The organism is Lysinibacillus sp. 1 U-2021 (assembly GCF_029916965.1).
In the GTDB taxonomy this organism is placed as follows: domain Bacteria; phylum Bacillota; class Bacilli; order Bacillales_A; family Planococcaceae; genus Lysinibacillus; species Lysinibacillus capsici.
Window position 1 is genome coordinate 4,887,709 of record NZ_CP123966.1, and the last position, 23,857, is coordinate 4,911,565.

Here is a 23,857-nt window from a genome sequence, read left to right on the forward strand (position 1 = left end):
GCATTGGCTTTCAATTTCATTACAATCGTGTAAGCTTAATCGCTTTCACTTGTAATATTCGTAAAAATTGTTTTACTACTATACTGCTTTCCCTCCAAAAAAGCTTTTGATGACAATAGTTACCTATTAATTAAACTATATTTTCAATAGTATTTATTGTCAGAATATTAATTAGCATTTGAAGAAACAAAAAATGCACTCCTAATAGAAGTGCATTGGGTGTTTTAGCTTAACAGTCCTAGACGAAAGGCTGAGGCAACGACCTGTGTTCGATTCTTTGCTTTGAGCTTTGTCATAAGACTGCTTACATAATCCCTGACAGTATGCTCACTTAAAAATAATAAACCAGCAATTTTTTTATTATCATATCCTTCGGCAAGCAGGCCAAGTATCATCGATTCCCTTTCAGTTAAATGAAGCACTGTATTCTTTTCTACCTTCTCGCCCTTACGTGATAAAAATAAACCTAAACGCTTCCCTACTTCCTCAAGGAGTGTTAATTCTTCCTTTGTACAATCAAACTCCTCCCCTAGCTGATCAAATGTTAACCATCCAAATAATTGATCTTGACGCAAAATGGGAATAAAAATAATCGAGGATAAATTAAATAATTGGATATGCTCGTCTTTCAAGTAATTTTTAGGATTTTTTAAATAAATGGGTTTTCTTGAACTAAGTATTGTGTTTTCCCCAGTCAACTCCCCTTTCATGCTTTGCACCTTAGGAAGCTCTGCGCCAATAACTCCATAAAATTGATTGGACCATGGGACATATGCGTAAAATACACATCTTTTATAACTAAAATACTCTTCACATTTTTTTAAAATCAGCGCTAAATCCTGATAACCTGAGGAACTAATAAGCAATTTATCAAGCCTATCTAATAGCTGTAGATGCCTAATTTTCTGATTTTCGCTAGCGATGTTACTAGTTTGGTTATCTCCCTCACAGTCATAATAATAAAGCTCTACAAGTAACGTAAATGTCGATAATACATACATGAAGATGGCATTCGTTCGACTACTCTTCTGTTGAATCATAAAAGTAATCAATGATTTCTCGAAAATTAATTGGAATAAATTAAAGCTCTTCCTATCAATAATGGACAACTGTGATTGAAGCCATGTGTTAAAAAAATACTTATCATCATTATTTAATTCCTCGATATTTGCATGTGTCATTAAACGCAAAAATGAATCTAATAGCATTGCTGTTCTATTTCGATCTGCCCCAGTTATAGAAGGTTCTAGATTAAGGTAAATAATTGTATTCTCTTCAATTTGCTGATGATGGATTTTAATAAACAACACAAACTCTTGAAGTGTTACTTCTTCAATTGATTGAAATGGATGCGTCATAGGAAATTCTTCTCCTTCACACTAAAAATACCCCTATAAATGGAGGATATTCACTCACTATATTATACAGCATCTTATAGGATAGTATTTCAAATTGAAAGGAGTAAGATGAAGGTATCGCTAAACAATGCGAATACTTTTGAATCCTAAGGCAACCATATAACCAGAAATAATGAAAGGTGCGTGCTTGAAATGAGATTAGAAAACAAAGTGGCCATTATTACAGGTGGAGGTACAGGAATCGGGAAAGAAACTGCACTATTATTTGCTAAAGAGGGAGCAAAAATAGTTATTACTGATATAAATGAACAATCTGGGAACGATACAGTCCGTGATATTCAAACTATCGGCGGTGAGGCAGTATTTATCCGCCACGATGTTAGTAATGAAGAAGACTGGAAAAAGGTTGCAGATGAATCAATAAAAACATTTAAGAAAGTGGATATTCTTTTCAATAATGCAGGTATCTATATCATAAAACCCCTTGCAGAAATCGAGCTTTCTGACTGGAACCGCTTAATGTCCATCAATGTGACAGGTGTGTTCTTAGGCATGAAACATATTATGCCGCTTATGGCTAAACAACATAATGGTTCTGTTATTAATGCTTCCTCTATTGCAGGCTTAACAGGTGCTGCTGGTCACGTATTATACGGCGCTAGTAAAGGGGCTGTTCGCATTATGACAAAAGATGCTGCTATGGAGTATGCTCCATACGGCGTACGTGTCAACTCCATTCATCCTGGCTACATTGATACAGGTATGGCAGACTATGCATCAGCAACAACAGGAAGCTCAAAAGATGAATTAGGCAAAAACTTATTCCCATTAGGACGTTTAGGCTCTGTAAAGGAAGTAGCGCAAACTGTATTGTTTTTAGCTTCTGATGAATCTTCCTTTTCAACAGGTGCAGAATTCGTTATTGATGGCGGAGCAACAGCAAAATAACATTAAAGGTGGTCATTTATATGAAACTAAAAGATAAAGTAGCAATTGTTACAGGTGGGGCTAGTGGTATCGGTGAAGCCACAGTTCGTCTCTTTGTAGAAGAAGGCGCTAAAGTCGTTATTGCCGATTTTTCTGATCGTGGACAAAGCGTTTCTGAAGAATTAAATAACAATGGTTTTGATACACTCTTCGTAAAAACAGACGTAACTAATGAAACGGACATTCAAAACATGATAAAGGAGACCGTTGCTAAATACGGTAAACTTGATATTATGTATGCAAATGCAGGTGTAGCTGACGATGCACCAGCACACGAGCTTTCTTTTGAAAAATGGAAAAGAACAATTGATATTAATTTATCAGGTGTATTTCTTTCGGATAAATATGCCATTGAACAATTCCTTGCTCAAGGGACAGGTGGTGTCATTGTTAACGCTGGTTCAATTCATAGCTTCGTTGCCTTACCAAACCCTACAGCCTACTCATCTGCAAAAGGTGGCGTTAAATTATTAACACAAAACCTATGTACTGCTTACGCTAAACAGGGTATTCGTGTAAATGCGGTGTGTCCTGGCTATATCGACACTCCTCTATTAGCTGAGGTCGATGCTCAGAAGAAAGAATATTTAGCATCCCTTCACCCACAAGGTCGACTTGGTAAACCAGAAGAAATCGCTAAAGCTGTTCTCTTCTTAGCAAGCGATGACGCAAGCTTTGTTAATGGTACAACGCTTCTTGTTGATGGTGGTTATACTGCTCACTAATGGGGCTTTGAATAGACTTGCCTGAAAGCTAGTGCATTTAATGATGCCATTCTAGCCGTTAAAAGTGTGAAGCGATCTGGCTGTTGTATCTGAACCCTTCACTGAAAAATGACAAATTTATAATCCACTCAAGTAAGACTCAACCACAATTGCTATTTAGCTCTTGTGGTTTATTTTGTAGGTGCTATGTGTAATCTTTCAAGACAATTTAAGATTCCTAAAAGCAAATTGTGCTATACTATTTCTATTATCGAAATAGTAGAAAGAGGGATGCTTAATGACTAATTTACAGCAAATTGATGCTTATTTTGCAGAACACCGTGAGGCACATTTAAATGAATTGAATGAATTTTTACGAATTCCAAGTATCAGTTCTTTATCCGAGCATAAAGAGGATATTCAACATGCAGCTGAGTGGCTAGCCAGTGCGTTTGAAAAACTAAATCTTGAAAATATCTCCATTACACAAACAGCTGGGCACCCTGTTGTTTATGCAGACTGGCTACATGCAGAGGGTAAACCAACTATTTTATTTTATGGTCATTATGATGTTCAACCTGTTGATCCATTAAATTTATGGGACAGTGAGCCTTTTAATCCTACAATTCGAGACAATAAATTATTTGCTCGTGGTGCGAGTGATGATAAAGGACAAGTCTTTATGCACTTAAAAATGATTGAGGCATTGTTTGCTACAACAGGGACATTACCTGTCAATGTTAAGTTCATTTATGAAGGTGAAGAAGAAATTGGTAGTCCACATCTACCTGCCTATGTTGAACAATATAAAGAAAAACTAGCGGCAGATTTAATTTTAATTTCCGATACAGGTCTTTATGGTCCTGGGAAGCCTGCGGTATGCTATGGTTTACGGGGCTTAACGGGCATTCAAATTGATGTGCGTGGAGCTAAGGGAGATTTACACTCCGGTCTTTATGGTGGTGGCGTACAAAATGCTATTCACGCATTAGCTGAAATTTTAGCATCCTTCCGTGATGAGCATGGTACGATTCAAGTTGAAGGTTTCTACGACAAAGTGTTGCCATTAACAGAAGAGGAACGTGAGGCTTATCTTGCGCTTGGCTTCGATGAAGAGTCTGTTAAACAGGAAGTTGGCGTAAAAGAATTATTCGGTGAACAAGGGTATTCTTATTTAGAACGTACTTGGGCCCGCCCAACCCTAGAGGTTAACGGTGTATTTGGTGGTTTCTCAGGTGAAGGCATCAAAACAGTGCTGCCCGCTGAAGCTGGCGCTAAAATCACATGTCGTCTTGTACCAAATCAAGAGCCCGATGAAATTGTAGCACTTTTAAAAGCACATGTTGAAAAGCACAAACCTGCTGGTGTGGAAATCAACATTTCTGAATTTGATAAAGGCCGTCCATTCCTAACGCCTTTCGATCATCCATTTATTCAGGCTGCTGGACGCTCCTATGAAAAAGTGTATAATGTACCAACAGCATACACACGTGGCGGTGGATCCATCCCTATCGTCGCTGCGTTTGATGAAATTTTAGATTTACCTGTAGTGCTAATGGGCTTCGGTCTATCAAGTGAAAACTTCCATGCACCAAATGAACACTTCCATTTAGAAAACTTTGATAAAGGCTTGCGTGTTCTTAGTGATTATTTATATGAGGTTTCAGGATTACAAAAGTAAATATCGATTAATTAAAAAATCCCCTCACTGTCAAAGTGAAGGGATTTTTTTATTTGATTACTCACCAAAAATCGTAACGATATCAGCTGCTTGTTTGCGCTCTTTGCCTTTTGGCACTTCATCAAAATAACCAACTTGTAGCATAGCAATGACACGTTCACCTGGCTGTACCTTTAAAGCTTCACGGAATTTTGGATTATCTAGGAAGCCTGGTGTTTTCCAGCAAGAGCCTATGCCTCTATCCCATGCCAGTAACTGCATGTTTTGAATAAATGTACTTGCTGCTGCATAATCTTCTAAACGTTCTTTTTGACGCGCATCCTCTGGAACGATAACAAAGGCATAGCCACCTGGTAATGTAAATTTCAACATCTGCTTCGCTAAATCTTCGCTTGAAAGCTCCTGCCATTTAGGAATTGTTAAGTCACGTAATAGCTGGTGAAGATTTGTTAATTCCTTTCCACAGGCAACAACTAATTGCCACGGCTCACGATTACCATGATTGGGAGCCCATACTGCATCGTCAATAATAGCCATTAAATCCTCACGCTCTACAGGCTGGCCATTAAACTTTTTAATGGAACGACGTTGAATAATTGCATCTCTAACAGATAAAATTTGTTCGCTCATATATCAATTCTCCTTCTACCATAAGACAACATATTAGAGTTTATCTCTTCTATCTTTCACATTATCATATATTTGTATGCTTTAAAACTACCTGTTCCTAAGCAAAGCTGTCATCTATATGATAGAAAAAGTAGGTCATGCTTGGCGTATAGGCGGTGGAATCCTCGTAAAAATAAGGTCGATTAAGACTATCTGAGGTGTGGGCATTCACATAAGGAATACCATTTTGAATACTTGTAACAATAACGGAGTGGTCAATTCTACCATTCCCTTGAAAATCATAAAAAATGACATCTCCAAGCTCTAGTTCCTCTGCATATTGAACACGTCTACCCTTCAATCCTGTTGTAGATCCTTCTAAATACCATCGTAATGAATGGGCAACAGACCAGCTAAAGCTCCAATTCCCTTGCTGAATCCACCAGCCTTTCTCTCTACTTGGTGCACCTCGCATCGGTGCACCTCCTGCAAGTAAACACTGAGATATATAGTTCGTGCAATCTACATCAAAATTTGGAAAAGCAGGATTGCGTCTGTTCCACCACAAATTAGCATATTGAACTGCAGCCTGCCTATTATACATTTTTGCCATACATAACCTCCTCATGCCATCATATGTCTATTTAAGCATTTCTATTAGTTAGGTCCTTCCTCATAATTCTTATTGAAATCCATTATATTCAGCATGTTCCTTTCCAATTTCAAGAACATTTTTGCTACAATAAGGATTAAAGATATGTCAATTTTATTTTATGACCAGAAGGGATGTTGAATGTGAGGCAGCATGCTGAAAAAGAGATTTTACAGCCAACTCTTTTATGCGATAAAAAAGGTAATTTAAATCCAGCAGCCATCGGATTTGCACGCAAACCACTTATTAATAGCAATTTAAGCGGCCATCTCATGCGCAAAAAGAAATGGAACTATTGGTGTGTCTACGGTGATGAAATCTTGTTTTCAGCTACGATTAGTCATCTAGATTACGCAGCAGTCTGCTTCGTTTATTTCCTTGAATATGAAACACAGCGCTATTTTGAAAAAACGATCACAATCCCCTTCGGTGGTAAACTAAAAATGCCTTCACAGGTTTTAGAATCTGTTTCATTTAAAAATAGTGAAATGATGATTGATTTATTATATATACAAAATGAAACACATCTATCTGTTTCCATACCAAACTTTGACGGAGATGTTTTACGAGCGAAGCTTATCATTCAGCACCCACCAGCGGACGAAACCCTAAATGTAGTCATTCCTTGGAATCGCAAAACATTTCAGTTCACAGGCAAGCATCACATATTGCCAACATCAGGTGTTGTCACAATTGGTACTCGACGTTTTAATTTCTCAGCTGAGGAGAATTTTGCTGTGTTGGATTATGGACGAGGTGTATGGCCACGTGAAGCATTATGGAACTGGGGAATGGCCTCTCAACGAGTACGTGGACGACGCATCGGACTTAATTTAGGAGGTAAATGGACAGATGGCACAGGCATGACCGAAAATGCTGTTTTTGTTGATGGTAAAATGACAAAAATACATGAGGATTTATTATTTCAATATGATTCCGAAGATTATATGCAGCGTTGGAAAGTAAAAACAAAATTTTCTAATCAGGTCTCCTTAACCTTTTCACCCTTTTTTGAACGTATAGCCCAAACGAATGCCAAACTAGTTAAATCAGAGGTACATCAACTATTTGGCTATTACGACGGTTCTATTTTACTCGACAATGGTGAAACACTGGTTATTCAACAAATGCTCGGATGTATTGAGGAACATCGTGCAAAATGGTAAAAATCCTCTAGAAGACGTTGCTTTCCGTGGGTATTTTGAAAATGCAAATGATTCCACGGAAGCTTTTGTCTCCTAACTGTCCACTTTTGCTCTAACTAAGGGCTCTTAATATTTTTTCTGGATCATCTGTAAATATCGCCTGTACACCGAGCTGTTGTAAACTTCGAGCATCTCGTTGTTCATTGATGGTATACACACGTACAGTTGCACCTTCAGCGAGAGCTAGTTTAACTGATTTACGGAAGGAAGTTGGTAAACTTACATGCAACGCCTTAGCTGGTATAAGAGCAATGTAAGTTGGGAAATCCACCAGCACCTCTGCAAACAATGCTGCACTTTCTATATAAGGCGCTATTTTTGATATTGTTTGCAATGATTCATGATTGAAAGATGAAATGATCACCCGCTCTGTCATTTGCTGTGCTGCTACTTCTTTGAGCACGAGCGCTTCGATTCCTTCATATGCAATAATGTCTGTTTTCAGTTCAATGTTGATACGGTGATTGGTACCTGCAAATAACTCCAACACTTCCCCTAGCGTAGGAATTACTTCATCTCCGAACTCCCGTGAAAACCAGGAGCCAAAATCAAAAGTACGTAATTGCTGTAATGTAAAATCTTTTACATAGCCTGAGCCATTGGAGGTACGATCAATGGTCTCATCATGAATCACCACTACCTCTTTATCTGCGGTTAAATGAACGTCTAGCTCTACCCCTGCTATAGGAAGCTTTGATGCTGCTTGAAAGGCAGCCATCGTATTTTCTGGATAGTTTATCGAAACGCCTCTATGTGCAAATATGTCCAAATTCAATAACCTCCTCTATTATTATTCAAAGAAAAACCTTCCAGCCCCATGTAATAATAGCATAATTGACTTTTTAGCTTTCACTTGCTGGTAAATATTATATATAGTAGTATGATAATCTACTTTGAAATTGTAAGTACCTAGGAGGTGCTAAAAAATGACTGTACAACATCCAGATTTTCAGGCTGAAGTAGAGCGGTTAGCGTATACCCAAGGCTATATGCAACAAATATTAGACGAATCACAACGAGATTTAAAATCTGCTCAAGAAAATATCCGCAAATCTATGGCAGATCTTGATTACTTAGATTCGAGTTTAAGTTATTTAAATATCTTAACAAATGCCAGATTTTTTGAAATGGCACGTAATCAAAAAGAAGGTCTAGAGGCCGTTCGCAAGAAGCCCTATTTCGCTAGAATCCATTTCCAAAAAACCGGTGACCCAGAAGAATTCCTTTATATTGGGAAAACATCACTATTTCATCGTGAAACCCATGAGCCCATTATTGTTGACTGGCGCTCACCCGTAGCTAATGTTTATTATGATGGACGTCTTGGTGACATGGAATACGATGTCCGTGGTGAAGTTCATAAAGGACATCTCTTTGCTAAAAGGCAATACAAGATCGAAAATGGCGAATTACTCGATATACGAGATATTGATCTAACAACAAATGATGAACTACTACAAGAAGCATTAGCTGGAAAAGCTGATGTCCGTCTAACTGAAATTGTTTCAACAATTCAAAAGGAACAAAATGAAATTATTCGAGCACATCTTCGTCAACCAATTATTGTACAAGGTGCTGCTGGTAGTGGAAAAACAACCATTGCTCTACACAGAATATCCTATTTCCTTTATACAATGGGTGAACATTTTAATCCTGAGCAGCTCATGATTTTAGCACCGAATAAATTATTTATTGATTATATAGGCGATGTTTTACCAGAGCTTGGCGTCGATAAAATATGCCAAACTACTTTTACAGACTACGTTCTTTCTGCCACTAAATTAAAGCTTAAGCTTCAAAATCCAAATGAGCAATTAGAATTGCTCGTTGCTGGAGGAAGTCAGCCTACTGACTGGATTGCTGAAATGAAAGGCTCACTTTACTATCGTGATGTCATCGAACGCTACGTACAAAAGCTGGAACAAAGGATCGCAGAGCAATTCGAAGATGTCTATATTGAAAAATACTGTATCATGCGTGCTTCCCACCTGAAGAAGCTGTTTTTATATGAATTCTCATATATGCCTATCGAAAAGCGACTTGAACATATTAAAAAGGTCTTAGCAAGCCATGTACGTCAAAAAAAACAGGCTGTTTTAGCTACACTCCATAAAAAGTATGATGAAGCATTGGGTAAAGCCTTAAATGGAATTCGAGATGATGAAAAACGGCGACGTGTTGTCACAAAATTCATTGATGAGCGTGATGAACGAATTCCTGCCATTGAAAAAGAAACGAAGACAACGGCATCAGCTTATATGCGGCGCTTTCCCAAACATAATATTAAAACACTCTATCGTACCCTTCTCACCGATGCAGAACTATTAGCAGAACTCGCCCCTGAATGGCATTACCTTGAACAGCAACAATTTTTGCAGGCACATCGTAAAGAACAATGGGCACTCGAAGATTTAGCTGCACTATACTATTTACAAGCACGTTTAAAAGGCATTGCAGATGAATGGAAGATGCGTGTTGTCTTTATCGATGAGGTCCAAGATTACAGTTTATTTCAGCTTGCTGCTTTAAAAGCAGGTCTTGATACAGATATGTTTACTATGGTCGGTGATTTAGCACAAGGTATCCATAGCTATCGCTCATTAACAGCCTGGGAGCCTGTCCAAAGCTTATTTCCTCGTGCAAGCTTCCGCACTTTGCAAAAAAGCTATCGAACAACAATTGAAATTATGGAAGTCGCGAATCAAATTCTAGCGCAAATGAATGAACAGCTACCTTTAGTAGAACCCGTTGTGCGTCACGGTAACGTACCAAGTTTTATTCAAGAGGAGCAATTCGATGCCTTCAAAATTAAAGAGATCTTTGAAGCCATTCGTCAAAATGGTCACCGATCCATCGCTTTAATTTGCAAAACTACTGCAGAAGCCATTACTATGCAACAGGCATTAAAAGATAATGACATTGCTTCACAACTACTAACAGAAAATGAATCTATTAATCAAGAAATGTTACTTGTTGTCCCAAGTCACTTAGCTAAGGGACTTGAATTTGATGCCGTCATTGTAGCTGCCTACGATACACCATTTTACGATACACCAATTGATCGAAAGCTACTTTATGTAGCTCTTACACGAGCTATGCACGAGCTATACTTAATCGGGCCATCCAAAAAGACATTTTTATTAGAAAATTAAAAAGTCGCTAAAAGGCGACTTTTTTCTTTGCATCGTTAATTTCTTGGGGGTAATTTATAAAACTTCCCTTTGGATAAATAAGCTTTCACAACTTTCCACCATGAACTAGGGGCTTCCTTCGGAGGAGACTTCTTCTTTGGCAATGCTGGCATGCGCATGATCACGACTCCTTTCTTAAAGCTTATTAATATTATATGAAGATAGTAGGTGATTATGATAAAAAAGGGCGATGAGTTAATATTAAATACCTCTCATCACCCTTTTTTCTATTGTTTTACATAATAATCAATTTGCTGTGCTTTCATAAAGCCTGCTTTTTCATAGACAGAAAGTGCTTTTTTATTGTCTACTTCTACATCTAGCATGACAAATGCTGCACCAACCTTACTCGCATAATCCTTTGAAAAGGAAAGAAGGGCTGTCCCAATACCTTGTCCTTCACAATTTGGATGTACAGCAAGTGCTGTGACCCACTGGATTTCATTTTCCTTCGCTGTAGTCACTGTGCCAACAACTGCACCATCTCTGTAAGCAACCCAAAGCTCTCTTCCATTTGTTGATGTATTAAAAGCAATAAGCTCTTCTGATTCTTCGGGTAGATCTCCAAAAGCCTCACAATAAATAGTAATCAATTCAGCTTGCTCTCCGTTATAGGCCTGTATATTTATATCACCTCGTAACGTAACAGGCTCTGCTTTTGTTTCTAAAGTCGTTTCTGAAAAACTATAGGTAAAACCTTTGTTTTCAATAAATGTATGCCCATAAGGAGAACCATCAATTACTACAGCTAATTGACCCTCTGCCCCTCTTTCTTTTAGCCCAACTTGTATACCATCAACTAACGCAGTTCCAATACCCTTTTGTCGATATGCAGGTGTCACCACTAATGACCACTCATATGTATGAAGCCCCATTAAGTCGATAGCACTAGCAGCACCAACTAGTAAATCCTTATCATCCTCATACGCTAGTACCATAAAGCCTTTATTCTCGAAAGATCCTGCCATTGGTACGTTCATAATGGTTTCATATACTCGATAATCTTGAACTGTTGCTTCTTCACATAATAACTTTACTTCTTTCAATGTTTCTCCATCTAATGGAAAAGACACTGTCATCACTGAAATATTCATCATTTACTCCGTTCCTGTAACAGACTATTGCCCTATTGTAGCAAGAATGAAAATAAGCTGGCAACAAAATATATTATTACCTGCTATTAATCAAAATTTTACTTCAAATAATAGAAAAATAAAAGGATTTATACTATAAAAAGTCAGTAAAATGACTGAAATTTACTAGAAATAATAGCTATAATATAATATACTAATTTTCCAAAAATAGAGATATTTATTCTGTTACAAACTATTACTTTTAAACTATATATCGCTTCCTATTTTAGTATTTTTTTATAATAATTGTACCATTTATTCAAATTAAGAACATTTTTAATTCGATAAAAAGAGCAACTTCAAATGAAATTGCTCTTTTTCCATCTATTCCTCAAGATGGTGTGAGGATGAATGCAGCATTTGTGCATAAAGACCGCCTGATTCGATTAGCTTTTGCTGAGGTCCAGCCTCCACTAATTCCCCTTTATGCATAACTAAGACTATATCGGCATTATGGACAGTATTTAAACGATGTGCGATCACAAAGCTGGTGCGCCCTTGCATTAACGTATCGAGAGCCTCTTGTATCGCCAGCTCTGTCACAGTATCGATACTGCTTGTTGCTTCATCCAATAGTAAAATTTTTGGATCAGCAATAAGAGCCCTTGCTATAGAAAGTAATTGCTTTTGGCCTTGGGAAATCTCGCGTCCATCCGCAGCAAGAATAGTATCATATCCATCCTTTAGTTTCATTATGAAATCATGTGCATTAGCTTGCTTGGCCGCCTCTTCAATCTCTGCATCACTCGCATCCAGTCTACCATATCGGATATTCTCGCGAACAGAAGCCTCAAACAAAAATGGATCCTGTAAAACAAAAGCCATCTGTGAACGAAGGGATTGTCGATCAATTTGCTGTACATTTATACCATCAAATAATACCTCTCCCTTTGAGACCTCATAAAATCTTGCAATAAGTTGAAGGATTGTCGTTTTACCAGCCCCAGTTGCACCAACAAGCGCTACCGTTTGACCAGGTTCCACTTTAAAGTCTACATTTTTTAGTGTGTATCCTTCTTCTTCTAGTTCATATTTAAAGTACACCTGCTTAAACGATACATGTCCCAACAGCTGATGCTTTTGTGCTGACACATTTTCTGCCTCTGGTTGTTCATCAAGTAAGGCAAATACACGTTCTGCACCAGCAATGGCTGACAGTACCGTATTAAACTGGTTTGCTAAATCATTTAAAGGACGTGTAAATTGTCGTGCATATTCAGTGAATATAACAATTACCCCTATCGATACATGTCCATATAACGCAAGGACTCCTCCTACGCCTGCTACAATGGTAAAGCTTATGTTATTTAAGAAGTTCATAACCTTAGGAATATAACCTGAATATGTCTGTGCCCAAAAACCAGTTCTTTTTAAGCGCAAACTTTTTTCACGAAATTCTGCTTTCATTCGCTCCTCTTGTGAAAATGCCTTTACAATCCGCTGTCCTGAAATGGTTTCTTCTATCATCCCATTTAAGGCGCCAATAGCTACCTGCTGTTCTTTAAACAGTGGTGCTGTACGACGTGTAATCCATCGCATCGCCCAAAACATCAGTGGAATAATGATCATCGTCAGAACTGTCAGCAATGGGCTTAAACTGAGCATAATAATGACGGTTCCTCCAAGCGTAAGTACACTTGAAAATACCTGAATAAAGGAACTGTTCAATGTTGAGCTGACAGCTTCAATATCATTCGTCATTCTACTCATCAATTCGCCATGCTGACGACGATCAAAGAATGCCACTGGCAGTCGTTGAAAATGAGTAAATACACTTGTCCTTAATCTATAGATCGTTTGCTGGGCGATGCCAATCATCCAATAGTTTTGTAGGAAAAGTGAAACGGCTAATAACACATAAATACCAATTAATAAGCCAATCCCCTTACCTAAGCCTGAAAGCTCGCCATGCATAACATAGTGATCAATCATTTGACCGATTACATAAGGACCAACCAAAGCTAATATGGAGCTAATCATCACTAATAAGAGCACGACAATGAGCAGTGCACGTTGTTCGTCGACAATTTTCCATAACCGCAGCAATGTGCTTCGCCAATCAGCTGCACGTGGCCCCTTCTTTTTCTTCACAACCTGTTTGAGATCATCTTTTGTCAAAAGCGGTTCATAGCCAAAAGGTTTCTGGAAAAATCCCATTAATCCTCCACCTCCTGTTGAGAGATAGCTATTTTTTTATAAAGCGAGGAAGTCTCTAAAAGCTCTTCATGTGTGCCATAAGCAACTACTTTTCCAGCATCAATCAGTAAAATGCGATCTGCACCTTTAGCTGTACGTATTTTTTGCGTAACAACAAGCATCGTTGCTTTTTCTTCACTCAGTGCCGCCCACAAAGACTGTTCAGTTTTAACATCTAAAGCACTTGTACTATCATCAAGCATTAAAATATGTCCTTTTCTCAAAAGGGCTCTAGCTATAGATAACCTCTGCTTTTGCCCCCCCGATAAATTAACACCTTTTTGCCCAACCTTGGTATCATAACCATTTGGAAAATCTTCAACAGATGCATGAATTTGCGCCTGCATTGTAGCCTGTAATACAGCATCCATTTCAGCCTGTGTATCTCCCCAACGCACATTATCTGCAATACTTCCTGTAAATAACAATGACTGCTGAGGGACATAGCCAATCACTTCCCGCAACTCTTGTAAATCCCAATGTTGAACATCCTGACCTTCCACAAGTATTCTGCCTTGCGTTACTTCATAGAATCGGGGAATGAGTTGTAATAATGTTGATTTCCCTGCACCAGTTGCCCCCATAATCGCTAGTTTCTCGCCAGACTTAACTTGAAAGCTCACATCTGACAGAACAGGAACATCCCCTCCTGGATAAGTAAAACTAACATGGTCAAAGGTTAATTCTCCATACTGTGTTGCATGACCTACTTCTTCTAAAAGGGACGTATCTTCAACCTCATTTTCAATGGAAAGGATTTCTGCCATACGTTCTGCAGATGCCTTCGCACGTGCGTAGAAGATAATAATAAAAGCGAACATTGAAAATGAGCCTGTCATACGCATTGCATAATTCACAATAGCCACAATATCACCAAGTGGCGTTGTTCCTGTAGCAATTTGTTTTGTACCAAACCATAAAACTGCGAGCAGACTCATATTCATAATAAACAAAAGAACCGGCATAATATATTCCATTATGCGTAATGCCTTCACAGTATCAACCTTTAACCGTACTGCAACTTCATCAAAGCGTGTAGCCTCATATGCCCCTCTTAAGTAAGTCTTTACTAACCGTATCGCCTGTAAATTCTCCTGTAAAACTCTGTTTAAACGATCCACCCTCTTTTGTACACGCCCAAAATAAGTCACACCTTTTGCCACCATAAAAATAAGAAAAATAAAAATGATCGGTGCACCAATAACTAAAAATAAAGCTAATTTCGGATTTACGACAAAAGCCATAATAATGCTTCCTATCACAGCAAGTGGCGCTCGAAGCATAATACGCAAGCTCATAAACAGCACAGTTTGTACTTGTGTGACATCATTTGTTAATCGAGTAATAAGCGATGCAGTGGAGAATTTTTGATAGGTTGCTAGCGTAAAGGATTGAATCCTATCAAACATGGCATTTCGAAGATCATACGAAAAGCTTTGAGCTGTATGTGAAGAAAAATAAGAATTAATAACGCCCGCCAGAAAGGCAACGAAAGATAGCCCAAGTAAAACAGCCCCCCATTGCAAAACCATTCCTTGATCTTGTGCCCTTACTCCCTCGTCGATTATTTTTGCCATAATGAGTGGCTGCACAAGCTCAACAAATAACTCTAAAAGCATTAAACATAAAGCAAAAATAGCTGTCCATTTATATGGCTTTACATAGGAAAAAACCTCTTTCATATTCTTTCCTCCTTGTTGGTAGATAAAATTTAAAGGCAGTCAAAAACTACTAACACTATAGTATATTTATGCTTTCTCTCCCGCTATTGAAAGCCACGTTACACAAACAAGCATAACGAATACTCCTATTAATTGCCAAAAACCTAATGAAGTACCAAAAACAATAACAGAAATAACCATCGCAGTTAATGGCTCAATACTAGAAAGAATGCTCGTTTCAACTGCTGTGATGTATTTCATACTACTTAAAAACAATATAAAAGCTACTGTTCCAAAAAATATTAAAGTAACTAATAACATTAAAATTTTAAAATCTACTAGAACAACCCATTGACTGGACTGCTGCCAAACACGGCTTACTAAGCCTAAAGTGAAGCCACCCACCAACATCCCCCAGCCCACTACTAAAAGCACACTCCACTCCTTCATTAAGCGTGCAGGATACAAGGTGTAAAATGCAAATGTTAAGCCTACTCCTACTCCCCACAACAAGGCTTTTGGACTAATAAGTAAACTTTCAAATGATGCATTCGTTAGTAACAGAAATAACCCTATAAGGGTACCAATAATACCTAACACTTGATATTTTGGTGGCCATTTCTTTAAACTAAGAGAGACATACGCGACAACAAATATTGGCGCTAAAAACTGTAGTAAGGTAGCAAGCACAGCATTACTTTCATTAATTGCAGCAACAAATGTAAATTGGACACCAAGCATACCTGCAATACCAAAAACTATGAGTTGCCTCCCCCATAGCTTGTGCTGCCAAATTCCAAAAATATTTTTTCCTGTTAACAATAAATATGTAAGTAGTAATATACCTGCAACCGATAAACGGATTGTTAACATAAAGGATACAGTCAAAGGTGTATGATTCAGCAACCACTCCATTAAAGGGCCAGTTGCTCCCCATAACATAGCACCTGAGACGATAAATATTATTCCTTTTAAACGTTTCATACCAATCCTGCTTCCTATATACGTACTAAAAATTGTTACTTTTCTTCAAAACATTTCTTGTACTTCACTAGAAAAGTCCTATTATTTTTCACTATCAAATATTTACAAATATATTCATAATGACTAATTCCCGATTATTATCTATAATATTAGTATATATTGATTACCCAAGGAGATCGAATAATCATGAGTCATATGCATAAATCATTTACGATTGATGAACATTATTTAAATTCACTTCCTTTTCCTGCAATTATCATTAATCAAGATGGACAAGCAACAGTCTGGGGAAAGAGTGCTGAACATCTGATTGGCTTATCAGCTAATGATATTAAAGGAAATACTACTCCATCTATACACGAAAATCTACTGCGTCAGCTTCCTGTTGAAACATTTCAATCTATTTTACAAAATGAGGACAGTACGTATCTAGAAAAAATTCAAGTACACACAACTTCAAATGCAGAAATAACAACAGCTCTGCTAGCTAAACCTTTTACAGATGAGGGAGAGCGTTTTATTCTATTGATTTTTATGCTACCAGAATTAATGACGCAGGCTATCTCTCAATGCAATACCTTTGTAAATCTTAAGCAAGGTTTAGATGCGACCTTTATGACTGTTACACTCGATCACGATGGATTTATCTTGGAATGTAATAATGAATTTCTAAAAACAAGCCAATGGACACCAAAGCGTGTTATCGGCAAAACCTTTTGGCAACTGTTCCCTGATAATGAAGTGAGTGAAAAAATAACACATACGATCTGGCGTAATTTAAATAATGGTCATACATGGCAGGGAGAAGTTGAAAAAATCACAAAAACGGGGCAATCCTATTGGGTGCTACTAACGGCTATCCCTCTCTTTAATCTTGAAACAAATGAACAACAATTTATCCTAATTGAAAAGGATGTAACAAAATCAAAAACGATTCAACACCAACTCGAAAAAATTGCTTACATCGATACAGAAACTGGTTTGATGAATGCACATCGACTTGAAAAAGTAATCACCAATATGATTGACGATGAGAGACACTTTTCATTTGTTTATCTAAGTATTGATAAATTTTATACACTTAAAGAATTACATGATCAACAAATCGATCAAAGCCTGATTGTTGAATTTACAAATCGTATAAAAATGTATTTCCAAGATAGCACGATGGCTCGTATAAATGAAAATGATTTTGTTGTCATCACGCCTTTAAGTGAATGGTTTATTCAAGGCTTTTTATCTTACTTACAACAACATCCGATTTACAGCGGCAATATTGCTGTACCAATTTCTATAAGTGGCGGCATAACTAGATATCCTGAGGATCAAACAACATTCTCTCAGCTTATGAAGGCGTCCATTGCTACTATTTCAACAGTCCGTGAGGCTGGCGGAGATAAAATTGTTTCTTTATCAACAGCAACACATAAAGCTTTAAATCGTAAAGCATTAATTGAAAAGCGCTTACTCCAAGCACTTGACCAAAAAAACTTGAAGGTACTCTATCAGCCACAAATCGATGTGTATGCTGGAAAAGTTACTGCTGTGGAAGCACTGGTACGTTGGGAAGATGAGGTAATAGGTGTCGTAACGCCTGATGAGTTAATTCCTATCGCTGAAGAAACAGGTCTAATTAATAATATTGGGTCCTTCATGCTGGAAAGGGCTTGTGAACAAGCATTACTTTGGAAAAAGGCTGGCTATGATTTAAAAGTATCTATTAACTCTTCTGTACGCGAATTCCGTGATAAGAATATGGCAAAATCTATACTTGAAATGATTACAAAAACAGGTTGTCCAGCGAACCTATTACAAATTGAGATTACTGAAAAATTTGCTTTAGAAGCTGAAGCCGCAACGTCTATTGCACAGCAAATGCGTAAGCTTGAAAACGAAGGCATTTCCTTTGTATTAGATGATTTCGGTACTGGCTACGGCTCATTTAGATATATGCAAATTTTACCAATAAGTACATTAAAAATCGATCAAACGTTTACAAATTCACTCTTGAAATCCGAAAAGAGCCAAAAGCTTATGAATGGTATGGTTCAACTAGGTAAATCCATGGAATTGAAAGTGGTCGCTGAAGGTGTAGAAACAGCTGAACAAGCAGATCTATTAATTACTTATGGCTGTGATGCCATTCAGGGCTATTATATTAGCAAGCCTGTTACACCTGAAGAGATTGAACTATTATTGATTAAACAATAATTAAAGAAGAAGGAGACTGCGTCCATTTTGCACGCAGCCTCCTTCTATTTTTTATAAACCTTTTGTAATTTTACTTTACTTGAACGAACTGAGCGGAATATGAGTTGAATAATTACTTCTGCAAAAACTAGTCCAATAACAATAGCACCTGTAATTAAAAATGCCTTTAAGCCATATTGCAAGCCTTGTAAGTAATCATCCTCTACCACATTTCTCATTGCATTATAGGCCATGCCCCCTGGCACTAATGGTATAATTCCCCCAACAATGAAAATAATCATGGGTATTTTAAAACGTCTGGCATATAAATGAGCCACAATGGCAATGACAAATGAGCCAAAGAAAGAAGCTTTGACAACATCCATGCCTTGCTCTGTTAGAACGTAGTATATAATCCAGCCAATTACCCCAACGAGTCCGCAATGAAGTAGTGTTTTTCTAGGAACATTAAAAATAATGGCAATCCCCGCTGTCGCAAAAAAACTAACTATTAATTGTATAATAATATCCATCATATGCATATTGTCCGCCTCCTAAAATCCTAGTGTGACGGCAATTGCTGCACCAATAGCAAAGGCTGTTAAAAAGGCCTCTGCTCCCTTTGCCATCCCTGACATAAAATGACCTGCCATTAAATCACGAACAGCATTTGTAATCAAAATACCTGGTACGAGTGGCATGACGGAACTAATAATAATTTTATCAAGTTCAGTACCATAACCATACTTTACTGCAAAGAAGGCAACAAAGCCGAGGACGAGTGATGCTGTAAATTCAGAAAAAAACTTTACCCTTGTTAAATGATTAATGATTATCAGTACTAGGAAACCTAGCCCACCTGCTAAAAAAGCTACCGGAAAATCTGACCATCCACCCTTAAACATAATAAGGAAACAACCACTAGCAAGCGCAGCTGCCAAAACTTGCAAATAAGTTGGTAAAAAATAATTTGTTTTTTGTATCGACTTTAACTCGTCATAAGCTTCTTCTAATGTTATGATTTGAGATGTGAGTCTACGAGATACTGAATTTACCAAGGCGATTTTTTGCAAATCTGTAACCCTACTGGGAATTGATGTAATTCTTGTTGGCTGTGTCTTGCCTAACGAAAAAATGATGCCAGTTGGTGTGGCATAACATTGAGCATTCGGCATATTTTGAGAATGTGCCATACGTAGCATCGTATCCTCTACGCGGTATGTTTCTGCACCACTTTCAATCATAATGCGTCCTGCAAGCAACAAACAGTCAATCGTAAGTTCATTATCCGCATCTTGTAAGACCATTGCAGCTATCTGCCTCCTTCAAAAAGGTTCCTTGCCAATATTAACGAACTGCCAATAAAAACTCAACTGAAAATTTTTCATAAGCAATGGATTATCTTTCAATTTATTTTTACAGTTACACTAATATTACGCATGTGTTTTTTCTATTTTAGTAGGTATTTTACAACCTCTTAAATAGAAGTACAACTACAATTAATTCGCTGATTCTTGAAGAAAAAGTGACCTTAATAAATTTCCATAAAATTACATAAAAAGATTCTAGATTTGTATAACTTTTTTAATGACTGGCACGTCTGATTGTATAGAAAATAAAAAAAGAGGGGAGCGTATCCAAAACCATGCAGGAACGCAGAAAAAGACGCGGTCCAATAATTGATTTCTTATTACTTAGCCTTATTGTGACCTTAACAACTATTATACTTTTTATTATCCTTTCAAAGGATGACTTTAAGTTTCAAAAGATTAGTGCTTCAAAAGAATCCGAGACGGAATCGGTGAATAGTCATTTATCGACCGAAAGTTCTGCGTTTCCAGGCATACGTATTGTTACGGACGTTTCAAATGACAAACGAACACCATTTGCTATTCATTACCCGCAAACAGATAACGAGGTTTTTAATGATGCCGTATTACAATACATATCGGATTCAAAAGAAAACTATCTAACATCGATGAAGAAAAATAAAGATAAAGAAGCTATGGGTGAATTAAATATTAGTCTTGAAACTTTTCCATACCGAGAGCATTACTATTCCTTTGTGCTTACAAAAATGCTATATGTAGGTGGAGCCAATCACGAAGTCTCCACAAAAACATACTTCATTAACAACGAAACGGGCGAACAAATTACGATTCAAACGCTCTTACAAAATGATGAGAATAACTTATCTACGTTGGCTGTAAATGTTCGAAAGGATTTGCAAAAAAACCTCCAATTAAAGGATGAGCTTTTCAACGATGAACTATTAAAAGCTACAGAACCCAAATGGTCTAACTTCAATCGCTTTGCTATTGTTGACGATTCATTACAAATCTATTTCGATGAATATGAGATTGCTAGTGGAGCAGCAGGTACCCCAATAGTGAAACTACCCCTTTCGCTTATTAACCCATTGTTAGCCTCTGAATTTCAGATCGCAATGGAAAATGTAAAACCAATTAATCCACCACCAACTGGTGATCCGAATAAAAAACGTATTGCTTTAACATTTGATGATGGTCCACATCCAAAAGTGACGGAGCAAATTTTAAATATTCTCGATAAGTACCACGCAAAGGCTACTTTCTTCATGCTCGGTAGTCGTGTACAATACTATCCTGACATCGTAAAAGATGTTCTTGCGCGCGGTCATGAAATTGGAAACCATTCGTGGAACCACCCTGTCTTAACAAAGCTTACGCAGGAACAAGTGATGAAAGAATATAACACTACTGCCACTGAAATTGAGAAGGCAATCAATCAAGGTGCTACAGTTTTTAGACCACCATACGGTGCAACTAATGACACAATTAATGCTGAGATTCCTATCCCTGTTGTGCTATGGACAATTGACACATTGGATTGGAAACATCGAAATGCACAGCAGCTATTGCCACACGTAAAAAATAATTTACACAATAATGCCATTGTCTTAATGCATGATATTCATCAATCCACTGCAGACGGGCTTGATGCTGTTCTTGCCTATTTACAAGAGCAGGGCTATGAATTTGTGACTGTGTCCGAGATACTGCCATATCGCCAATAGTATTTACAAAGAAAAAGTCCAATGAATTTCGATATTCATTGGACTTTTGCAATTATTTTATTGTTAAAGTATCTAAAGGCTTGAAGTCATTTAACTGATAGCTCTTCACTTCGTTACGCGCTATTGTATACAGCGTATCATCTATATAGACAACACGTTGTACAACCTGCTCCCAATTTTCATAGGCCTCATTATTATTACGATTGATTATATTTCCTTTCAATACAATCCCTTTCTCTGCAGTAATCTCATAAATTTGAGCACCATGACCTTGATAGACAACCTCGTCTCCCTTACCTGCCTCATACAGTACTACAGGGAAGCCAAAATAGTTGAATTCCTTATTGCGGAATAGCGCTTTAGGATTGTATTGCACTTCAGAGGAAGAACCTTTTCCACCAATTTTTACGGTTGATTGCTCTTTCGGATTTCGGAAATCTGATACATCAAATAGGGACATCTTCATATTGGTTGTCACAGTAAAATTACGTTTTGTATACGAATCATAGCGTTGCTCCGTATCATAACCAATACCAATTAAATGCTTATCATCTAATGGATGTAGGTAATTACTGAAGCCAGGAATCTTCAATTCCCCTAGTACTGCAGGCTTTTTCGGATTCGCTACATCAATGACAAATAGTGGATCCACTTGTTTAAATGTCACCACATATGCTTTTTCTCCCATAAATCTAGCTGAATATATCTTTTCTCCAGGCGCCATATCTTTTACTGAACCAAGCGGTTTTAAATGTTCATCCAAAATAAAGAGATGGTTATAGGAAGTACTTTTCTCATTCCACGTATTACCTTCTGTTGTAAAGATTCGGAAGTTCCCCTTATATTCATCCATTGAATACTGATTTAACACAGTTCCCTTTACTTCCGTACTTCCGACAAAGTTCAAAGTCGTTCCATCTACATTCCACTTGAAAATTTGAGTGTCGGCTGACCTCGGTAACCAAATCATATCCATGACGCGCTTTTCAGATGAAACATCAATATTACTTTCATACATTGGTGTCGTTAAATACAGGGCATTCTCTGACATATAAAGACCACTACTTCCACCTAAATACCCTTTCGTATTGGCCGTTGTCTTAGCTCCATTTTTTAAATCGACAGCTGTAATTAAACTATAGGTACCATCCATCGTATTTGGTAAGATTGAGATTTTTTCTAAAGGCAGACTTTTGTACTCTGGCCCTGCCATACTATCAAATGTTTTAGGCTTTAAATCGGTTTTATTGTTTTCTTGTAGCATCCAGTAATTTGGATACATATTTCCGATTAAATATAATGTATCATTCGTTATGCGAATATCCTGCAAGAAGCCTTCTTGCCCAACATCACGTACATGCTTTGGATTGCTTGGATTTGAAATATCATAAATTGAGGCTGTTACCATAGCTGTGCCAGCTTTTTCAATATATTGATCCCCGATAGCAATTAATAGATTGTCATATAGGGCAAGCTTAGAAATATATTGGGAATCTTTTAATTTGATACTTGTAGCCACCTTTAAATTCTTAGGATCTTTAGCATTCACAACTGTAATGCTCTGATCTTTTGCAGTGTAAATAAAGCCATCTTTGACAACTACAATGTCTCCCTCTTCTACCCCTTCTACTTGATTATTAGTTGTAGACTCATTATTAGCGGTTGCTTTATCTTCACTTGCTGTACTTTGTAAGCTCTCTTCTTCTCTAACTTCTACTCTTTGAGTTGTTAACAACTTTTTAAAATACTGCTGTAACTCTTTCTCCGATTTAACGGCTGTTAATGTCTCCATAATTGTAAACGGGATTGTCTGCGAAGCTACATTCAGTCCGCCTTGTGCAAAGGCCTCCTTTTTTACATGCAATTGATAATTACCTGGTGCTAACTTATTGACCACTATCGTTTTTTGATCTTCCAACAATTCAATCGTTGCAGGTACTTTGCGTCCTTTTTCCGTAGTGATATAGACATATTCCTCAGTTATTTTGTTTTTCTTTAAAGCAACTGAAAAAGATGCTTGCCAGTTTTGTGTTGCCATACTTGCACTAGCCGCCTTTGCCGTCACATCTGTATTCACTATCCATGTAAAAATTCCAGGCACGATAGCTAGAACGATTATCAGCATAATTGCGAACCATTTACTTTTCATCATTTTTCCTCTCCTTCATATACTTGTTTATTAATTAGACTAGTAAAAAAGAGGAAAGTTACATTTTTCTGAAATTTTCAAGTTAAGGCACTACCAAAAAAA

The 23,857-nt window shown here is 37.4% G+C and carries 18 protein-coding genes; 7 read left to right on the forward strand and 11 right to left on the reverse strand.

Translation table 11 applies throughout. The features are described 5' to 3' along the window. Positions 1–224: 224 nt before the first annotated feature. Complete coding sequence (locus QH639_RS25820) at positions 225–1,358, reverse strand: LuxR C-terminal-related transcriptional regulator (RefSeq protein ID WP_131520709.1); 1,134 nt, start codon at positions 1,356–1,358, stop codon at positions 225–227. A 192-nt stretch (positions 1,359–1,550) separates the two neighbouring features. Between QH639_RS25820 and QH639_RS25825 the strand changes: the two genes are divergently transcribed. From QH639_RS25825 to QH639_RS25835, 3 genes are all read left to right on the forward strand, one after another. Next, on the forward strand, positions 1,551–2,306 hold the full coding sequence (locus tag QH639_RS25825; RefSeq protein ID WP_048393320.1) for an SDR family NAD(P)-dependent oxidoreductase: 756 nt from the start codon (positions 1,551–1,553) through the stop codon (positions 2,304–2,306). Between the two features lie 20 nt (positions 2,307–2,326). Then, positions 2,327–3,070 (forward strand): SDR family NAD(P)-dependent oxidoreductase, encoded by a 744-nt coding sequence (locus QH639_RS25830; RefSeq protein ID WP_131520708.1) that lies wholly within the window; start codon positions 2,327–2,329, stop codon positions 3,068–3,070. A gap of 277 nt (positions 3,071–3,347) precedes the next feature. After that, positions 3,348–4,730, forward strand: a complete 1,383-nt coding sequence (locus QH639_RS25835) for a dipeptidase (RefSeq protein ID WP_054549083.1) — start codon at positions 3,348–3,350, stop codon at positions 4,728–4,730. Positions 4,731–4,787: 57 nt separating this feature from the next. On the opposite strand, the gene QH639_RS25840 is transcribed toward QH639_RS25835, so the two are convergent. Next, positions 4,788–5,360, reverse strand: a complete 573-nt coding sequence (locus tag QH639_RS25840) for a nitroreductase family protein (protein WP_237899189.1) — start codon at positions 5,358–5,360, stop codon at positions 4,788–4,790. A gap of 97 nt (positions 5,361–5,457) precedes the next feature. After that, positions 5,458–5,952 (reverse strand): amidase domain-containing protein, encoded by a 495-nt coding sequence (locus QH639_RS25845; RefSeq protein ID WP_131520706.1) that lies wholly within the window; start codon positions 5,950–5,952, stop codon positions 5,458–5,460. 182 nt (positions 5,953–6,134) lie between these two features. On the opposite strand from QH639_RS25845, the gene QH639_RS25850 reads away from it, so the two are divergent. After that, positions 6,135–7,157, forward strand: coding sequence for a DUF2804 domain-containing protein (locus tag QH639_RS25850; protein WP_131520705.1), 1,023 nt, complete (start codon positions 6,135–6,137; stop codon positions 7,155–7,157). 91 nt (positions 7,158–7,248) lie between these two features. Here QH639_RS25850 and QH639_RS25855 read toward each other — a convergent pair whose 3' ends face one another. Next, positions 7,249–7,965, reverse strand: coding sequence for a glycerophosphodiester phosphodiesterase (locus tag QH639_RS25855; RefSeq protein WP_281115465.1), 717 nt, complete (start codon positions 7,963–7,965; stop codon positions 7,249–7,251). A gap of 157 nt (positions 7,966–8,122) precedes the next feature. Between QH639_RS25855 and helD the strand changes: the two genes are divergently transcribed. After that, complete coding sequence (gene helD, locus QH639_RS25860; RefSeq protein ID WP_131520704.1) at positions 8,123–10,348, forward strand: RNA polymerase recycling motor HelD; 2,226 nt, start codon at positions 8,123–8,125, stop codon at positions 10,346–10,348. 266 nt (positions 10,349–10,614) lie between these two features. Here the strand turns inward: helD and QH639_RS25865 are convergent, their stop codons facing one another. The 4 genes from QH639_RS25865 to QH639_RS25880 form a co-directional block, all read right to left on the reverse strand. Next, positions 10,615–11,484: a GNAT family N-acetyltransferase gene (locus tag QH639_RS25865; RefSeq protein WP_237899187.1), complete on the reverse strand. Its 870-nt coding sequence runs from the start codon at positions 11,482–11,484 to the stop codon at positions 10,615–10,617. A 360-nt stretch (positions 11,485–11,844) separates the two neighbouring features. Continuing rightward, complete coding sequence (locus tag QH639_RS25870; RefSeq protein ID WP_131520703.1) at positions 11,845–13,677, reverse strand: ABC transporter ATP-binding protein; 1,833 nt, start codon at positions 13,675–13,677, stop codon at positions 11,845–11,847. After that, a complete protein-coding gene (locus QH639_RS25875; protein ID WP_281115466.1) occupies positions 13,677–15,398 on the reverse strand; it encodes an ABC transporter ATP-binding protein in 1,722 nt (573 codons plus the stop codon). Before QH639_RS25875 ends, QH639_RS25870 begins: the two co-directional genes overlap by 1 nt. Before the next feature lie 66 nt (positions 15,399–15,464). After that, entirely contained in the window at positions 15,465–16,361 is an 897-nt protein-coding gene (locus QH639_RS25880) for a DMT family transporter (protein WP_131520701.1), read from the reverse strand. Between the two features lie 186 nt (positions 16,362–16,547). On the opposite strand from QH639_RS25880, the gene QH639_RS25885 reads away from it, so the two are divergent. Next, positions 16,548–18,572: an EAL domain-containing protein gene (locus tag QH639_RS25885; protein ID WP_281115467.1), complete on the forward strand. Its 2,025-nt coding sequence runs from the start codon at positions 16,548–16,550 to the stop codon at positions 18,570–18,572. Positions 18,573–18,616: 44 nt separating this feature from the next. Here QH639_RS25885 and QH639_RS25890 read toward each other — a convergent pair whose 3' ends face one another. Both QH639_RS25890 and QH639_RS25895 read right to left on the reverse strand, forming a co-directional pair. Next, the gene (locus QH639_RS25890) at positions 18,617–19,093 is read right to left on the reverse strand and encodes a threonine/serine exporter family protein (RefSeq protein WP_131520699.1); all 477 of its coding nucleotides are present in this window, start codon (positions 19,091–19,093) and stop codon (positions 18,617–18,619) included. Between the two features lie 12 nt (positions 19,094–19,105). After that, the gene (locus QH639_RS25895) at positions 19,106–19,858 is read right to left on the reverse strand and encodes a threonine/serine exporter family protein (protein WP_131520698.1); all 753 of its coding nucleotides are present in this window, start codon (positions 19,856–19,858) and stop codon (positions 19,106–19,108) included. Between the two features lie 338 nt (positions 19,859–20,196). On the opposite strand from QH639_RS25895, the gene QH639_RS25900 reads away from it, so the two are divergent. Further along, a complete protein-coding gene (locus QH639_RS25900) occupies positions 20,197–21,606 on the forward strand; it encodes a polysaccharide deacetylase family protein (RefSeq protein ID WP_131520697.1) in 1,410 nt (469 codons plus the stop codon). Between the two features lie 52 nt (positions 21,607–21,658). Here the strand turns inward: QH639_RS25900 and QH639_RS25905 are convergent, their stop codons facing one another. Then, on the reverse strand, positions 21,659–23,758 hold the full coding sequence (locus QH639_RS25905) for a beta-propeller domain-containing protein (RefSeq protein ID WP_281115468.1): 2,100 nt from the start codon (positions 23,756–23,758) through the stop codon (positions 21,659–21,661). Positions 23,759–23,857 lie beyond the last annotated feature (99 nt).

Coding starts and splice junctions, on each gene's coding strand:
- QH639_RS25820 (WP_131520709.1), bottom strand. CDS start 1,358: ATGACGCATCCATTTCAATCAATTGAAGAAGTAACACTTCAAGAGTTT.
- QH639_RS25825 (WP_048393320.1), top strand. CDS start 1,551: ATGAGATTAGAAAACAAAGTGGCCATTATTACAGGTGGAGGTACAGGA.
- QH639_RS25830 (WP_131520708.1), top strand. CDS start 2,327: ATGAAACTAAAAGATAAAGTAGCAATTGTTACAGGTGGGGCTAGTGGT.
- QH639_RS25835 (WP_054549083.1), top strand. CDS start 3,348: ATGACTAATTTACAGCAAATTGATGCTTATTTTGCAGAACACCGTGAG.
- QH639_RS25840 (WP_237899189.1), bottom strand. CDS start 5,360: ATGAGCGAACAAATTTTATCTGTTAGAGATGCAATTATTCAACGTCGT.
- QH639_RS25845 (WP_131520706.1), bottom strand. CDS start 5,952: ATGGCAAAAATGTATAATAGGCAGGCTGCAGTTCAATATGCTAATTTG.
- helD (WP_131520704.1), top strand. CDS start 8,123: ATGACTGTACAACATCCAGATTTTCAGGCTGAAGTAGAGCGGTTAGCG.
- QH639_RS25865 (WP_237899187.1), bottom strand. CDS start 11,484: ATGATGAATATTTCAGTGATGACAGTGTCTTTTCCATTAGATGGAGAA.
- QH639_RS25870 (WP_131520703.1), bottom strand. CDS start 13,677: ATGGGATTTTTCCAGAAACCTTTTGGCTATGAACCGCTTTTGACAAAA.
- QH639_RS25875 (WP_281115466.1), bottom strand. CDS start 15,398: ATGAAAGAGGTTTTTTCCTATGTAAAGCCATATAAATGGACAGCTATT.
- QH639_RS25880 (WP_131520701.1), bottom strand. CDS start 16,361: ATGAAACGTTTAAAAGGAATAATATTTATCGTCTCAGGTGCTATGTTA.
- QH639_RS25885 (WP_281115467.1), top strand. CDS start 16,548: ATGAGTCATATGCATAAATCATTTACGATTGATGAACATTATTTAAAT.
- QH639_RS25890 (WP_131520699.1), bottom strand. CDS start 19,093: ATGCATATGATGGATATTATTATACAATTAATAGTTAGTTTTTTTGCG.
- QH639_RS25895 (WP_131520698.1), bottom strand. CDS start 19,858: ATGGTCTTACAAGATGCGGATAATGAACTTACGATTGACTGTTTGTTG.
- QH639_RS25900 (WP_131520697.1), top strand. CDS start 20,197: ATGCAGGAACGCAGAAAAAGACGCGGTCCAATAATTGATTTCTTATTA.
- QH639_RS25905 (WP_281115468.1), bottom strand. CDS start 23,758: ATGATGAAAAGTAAATGGTTCGCAATTATGCTGATAATCGTTCTAGCT.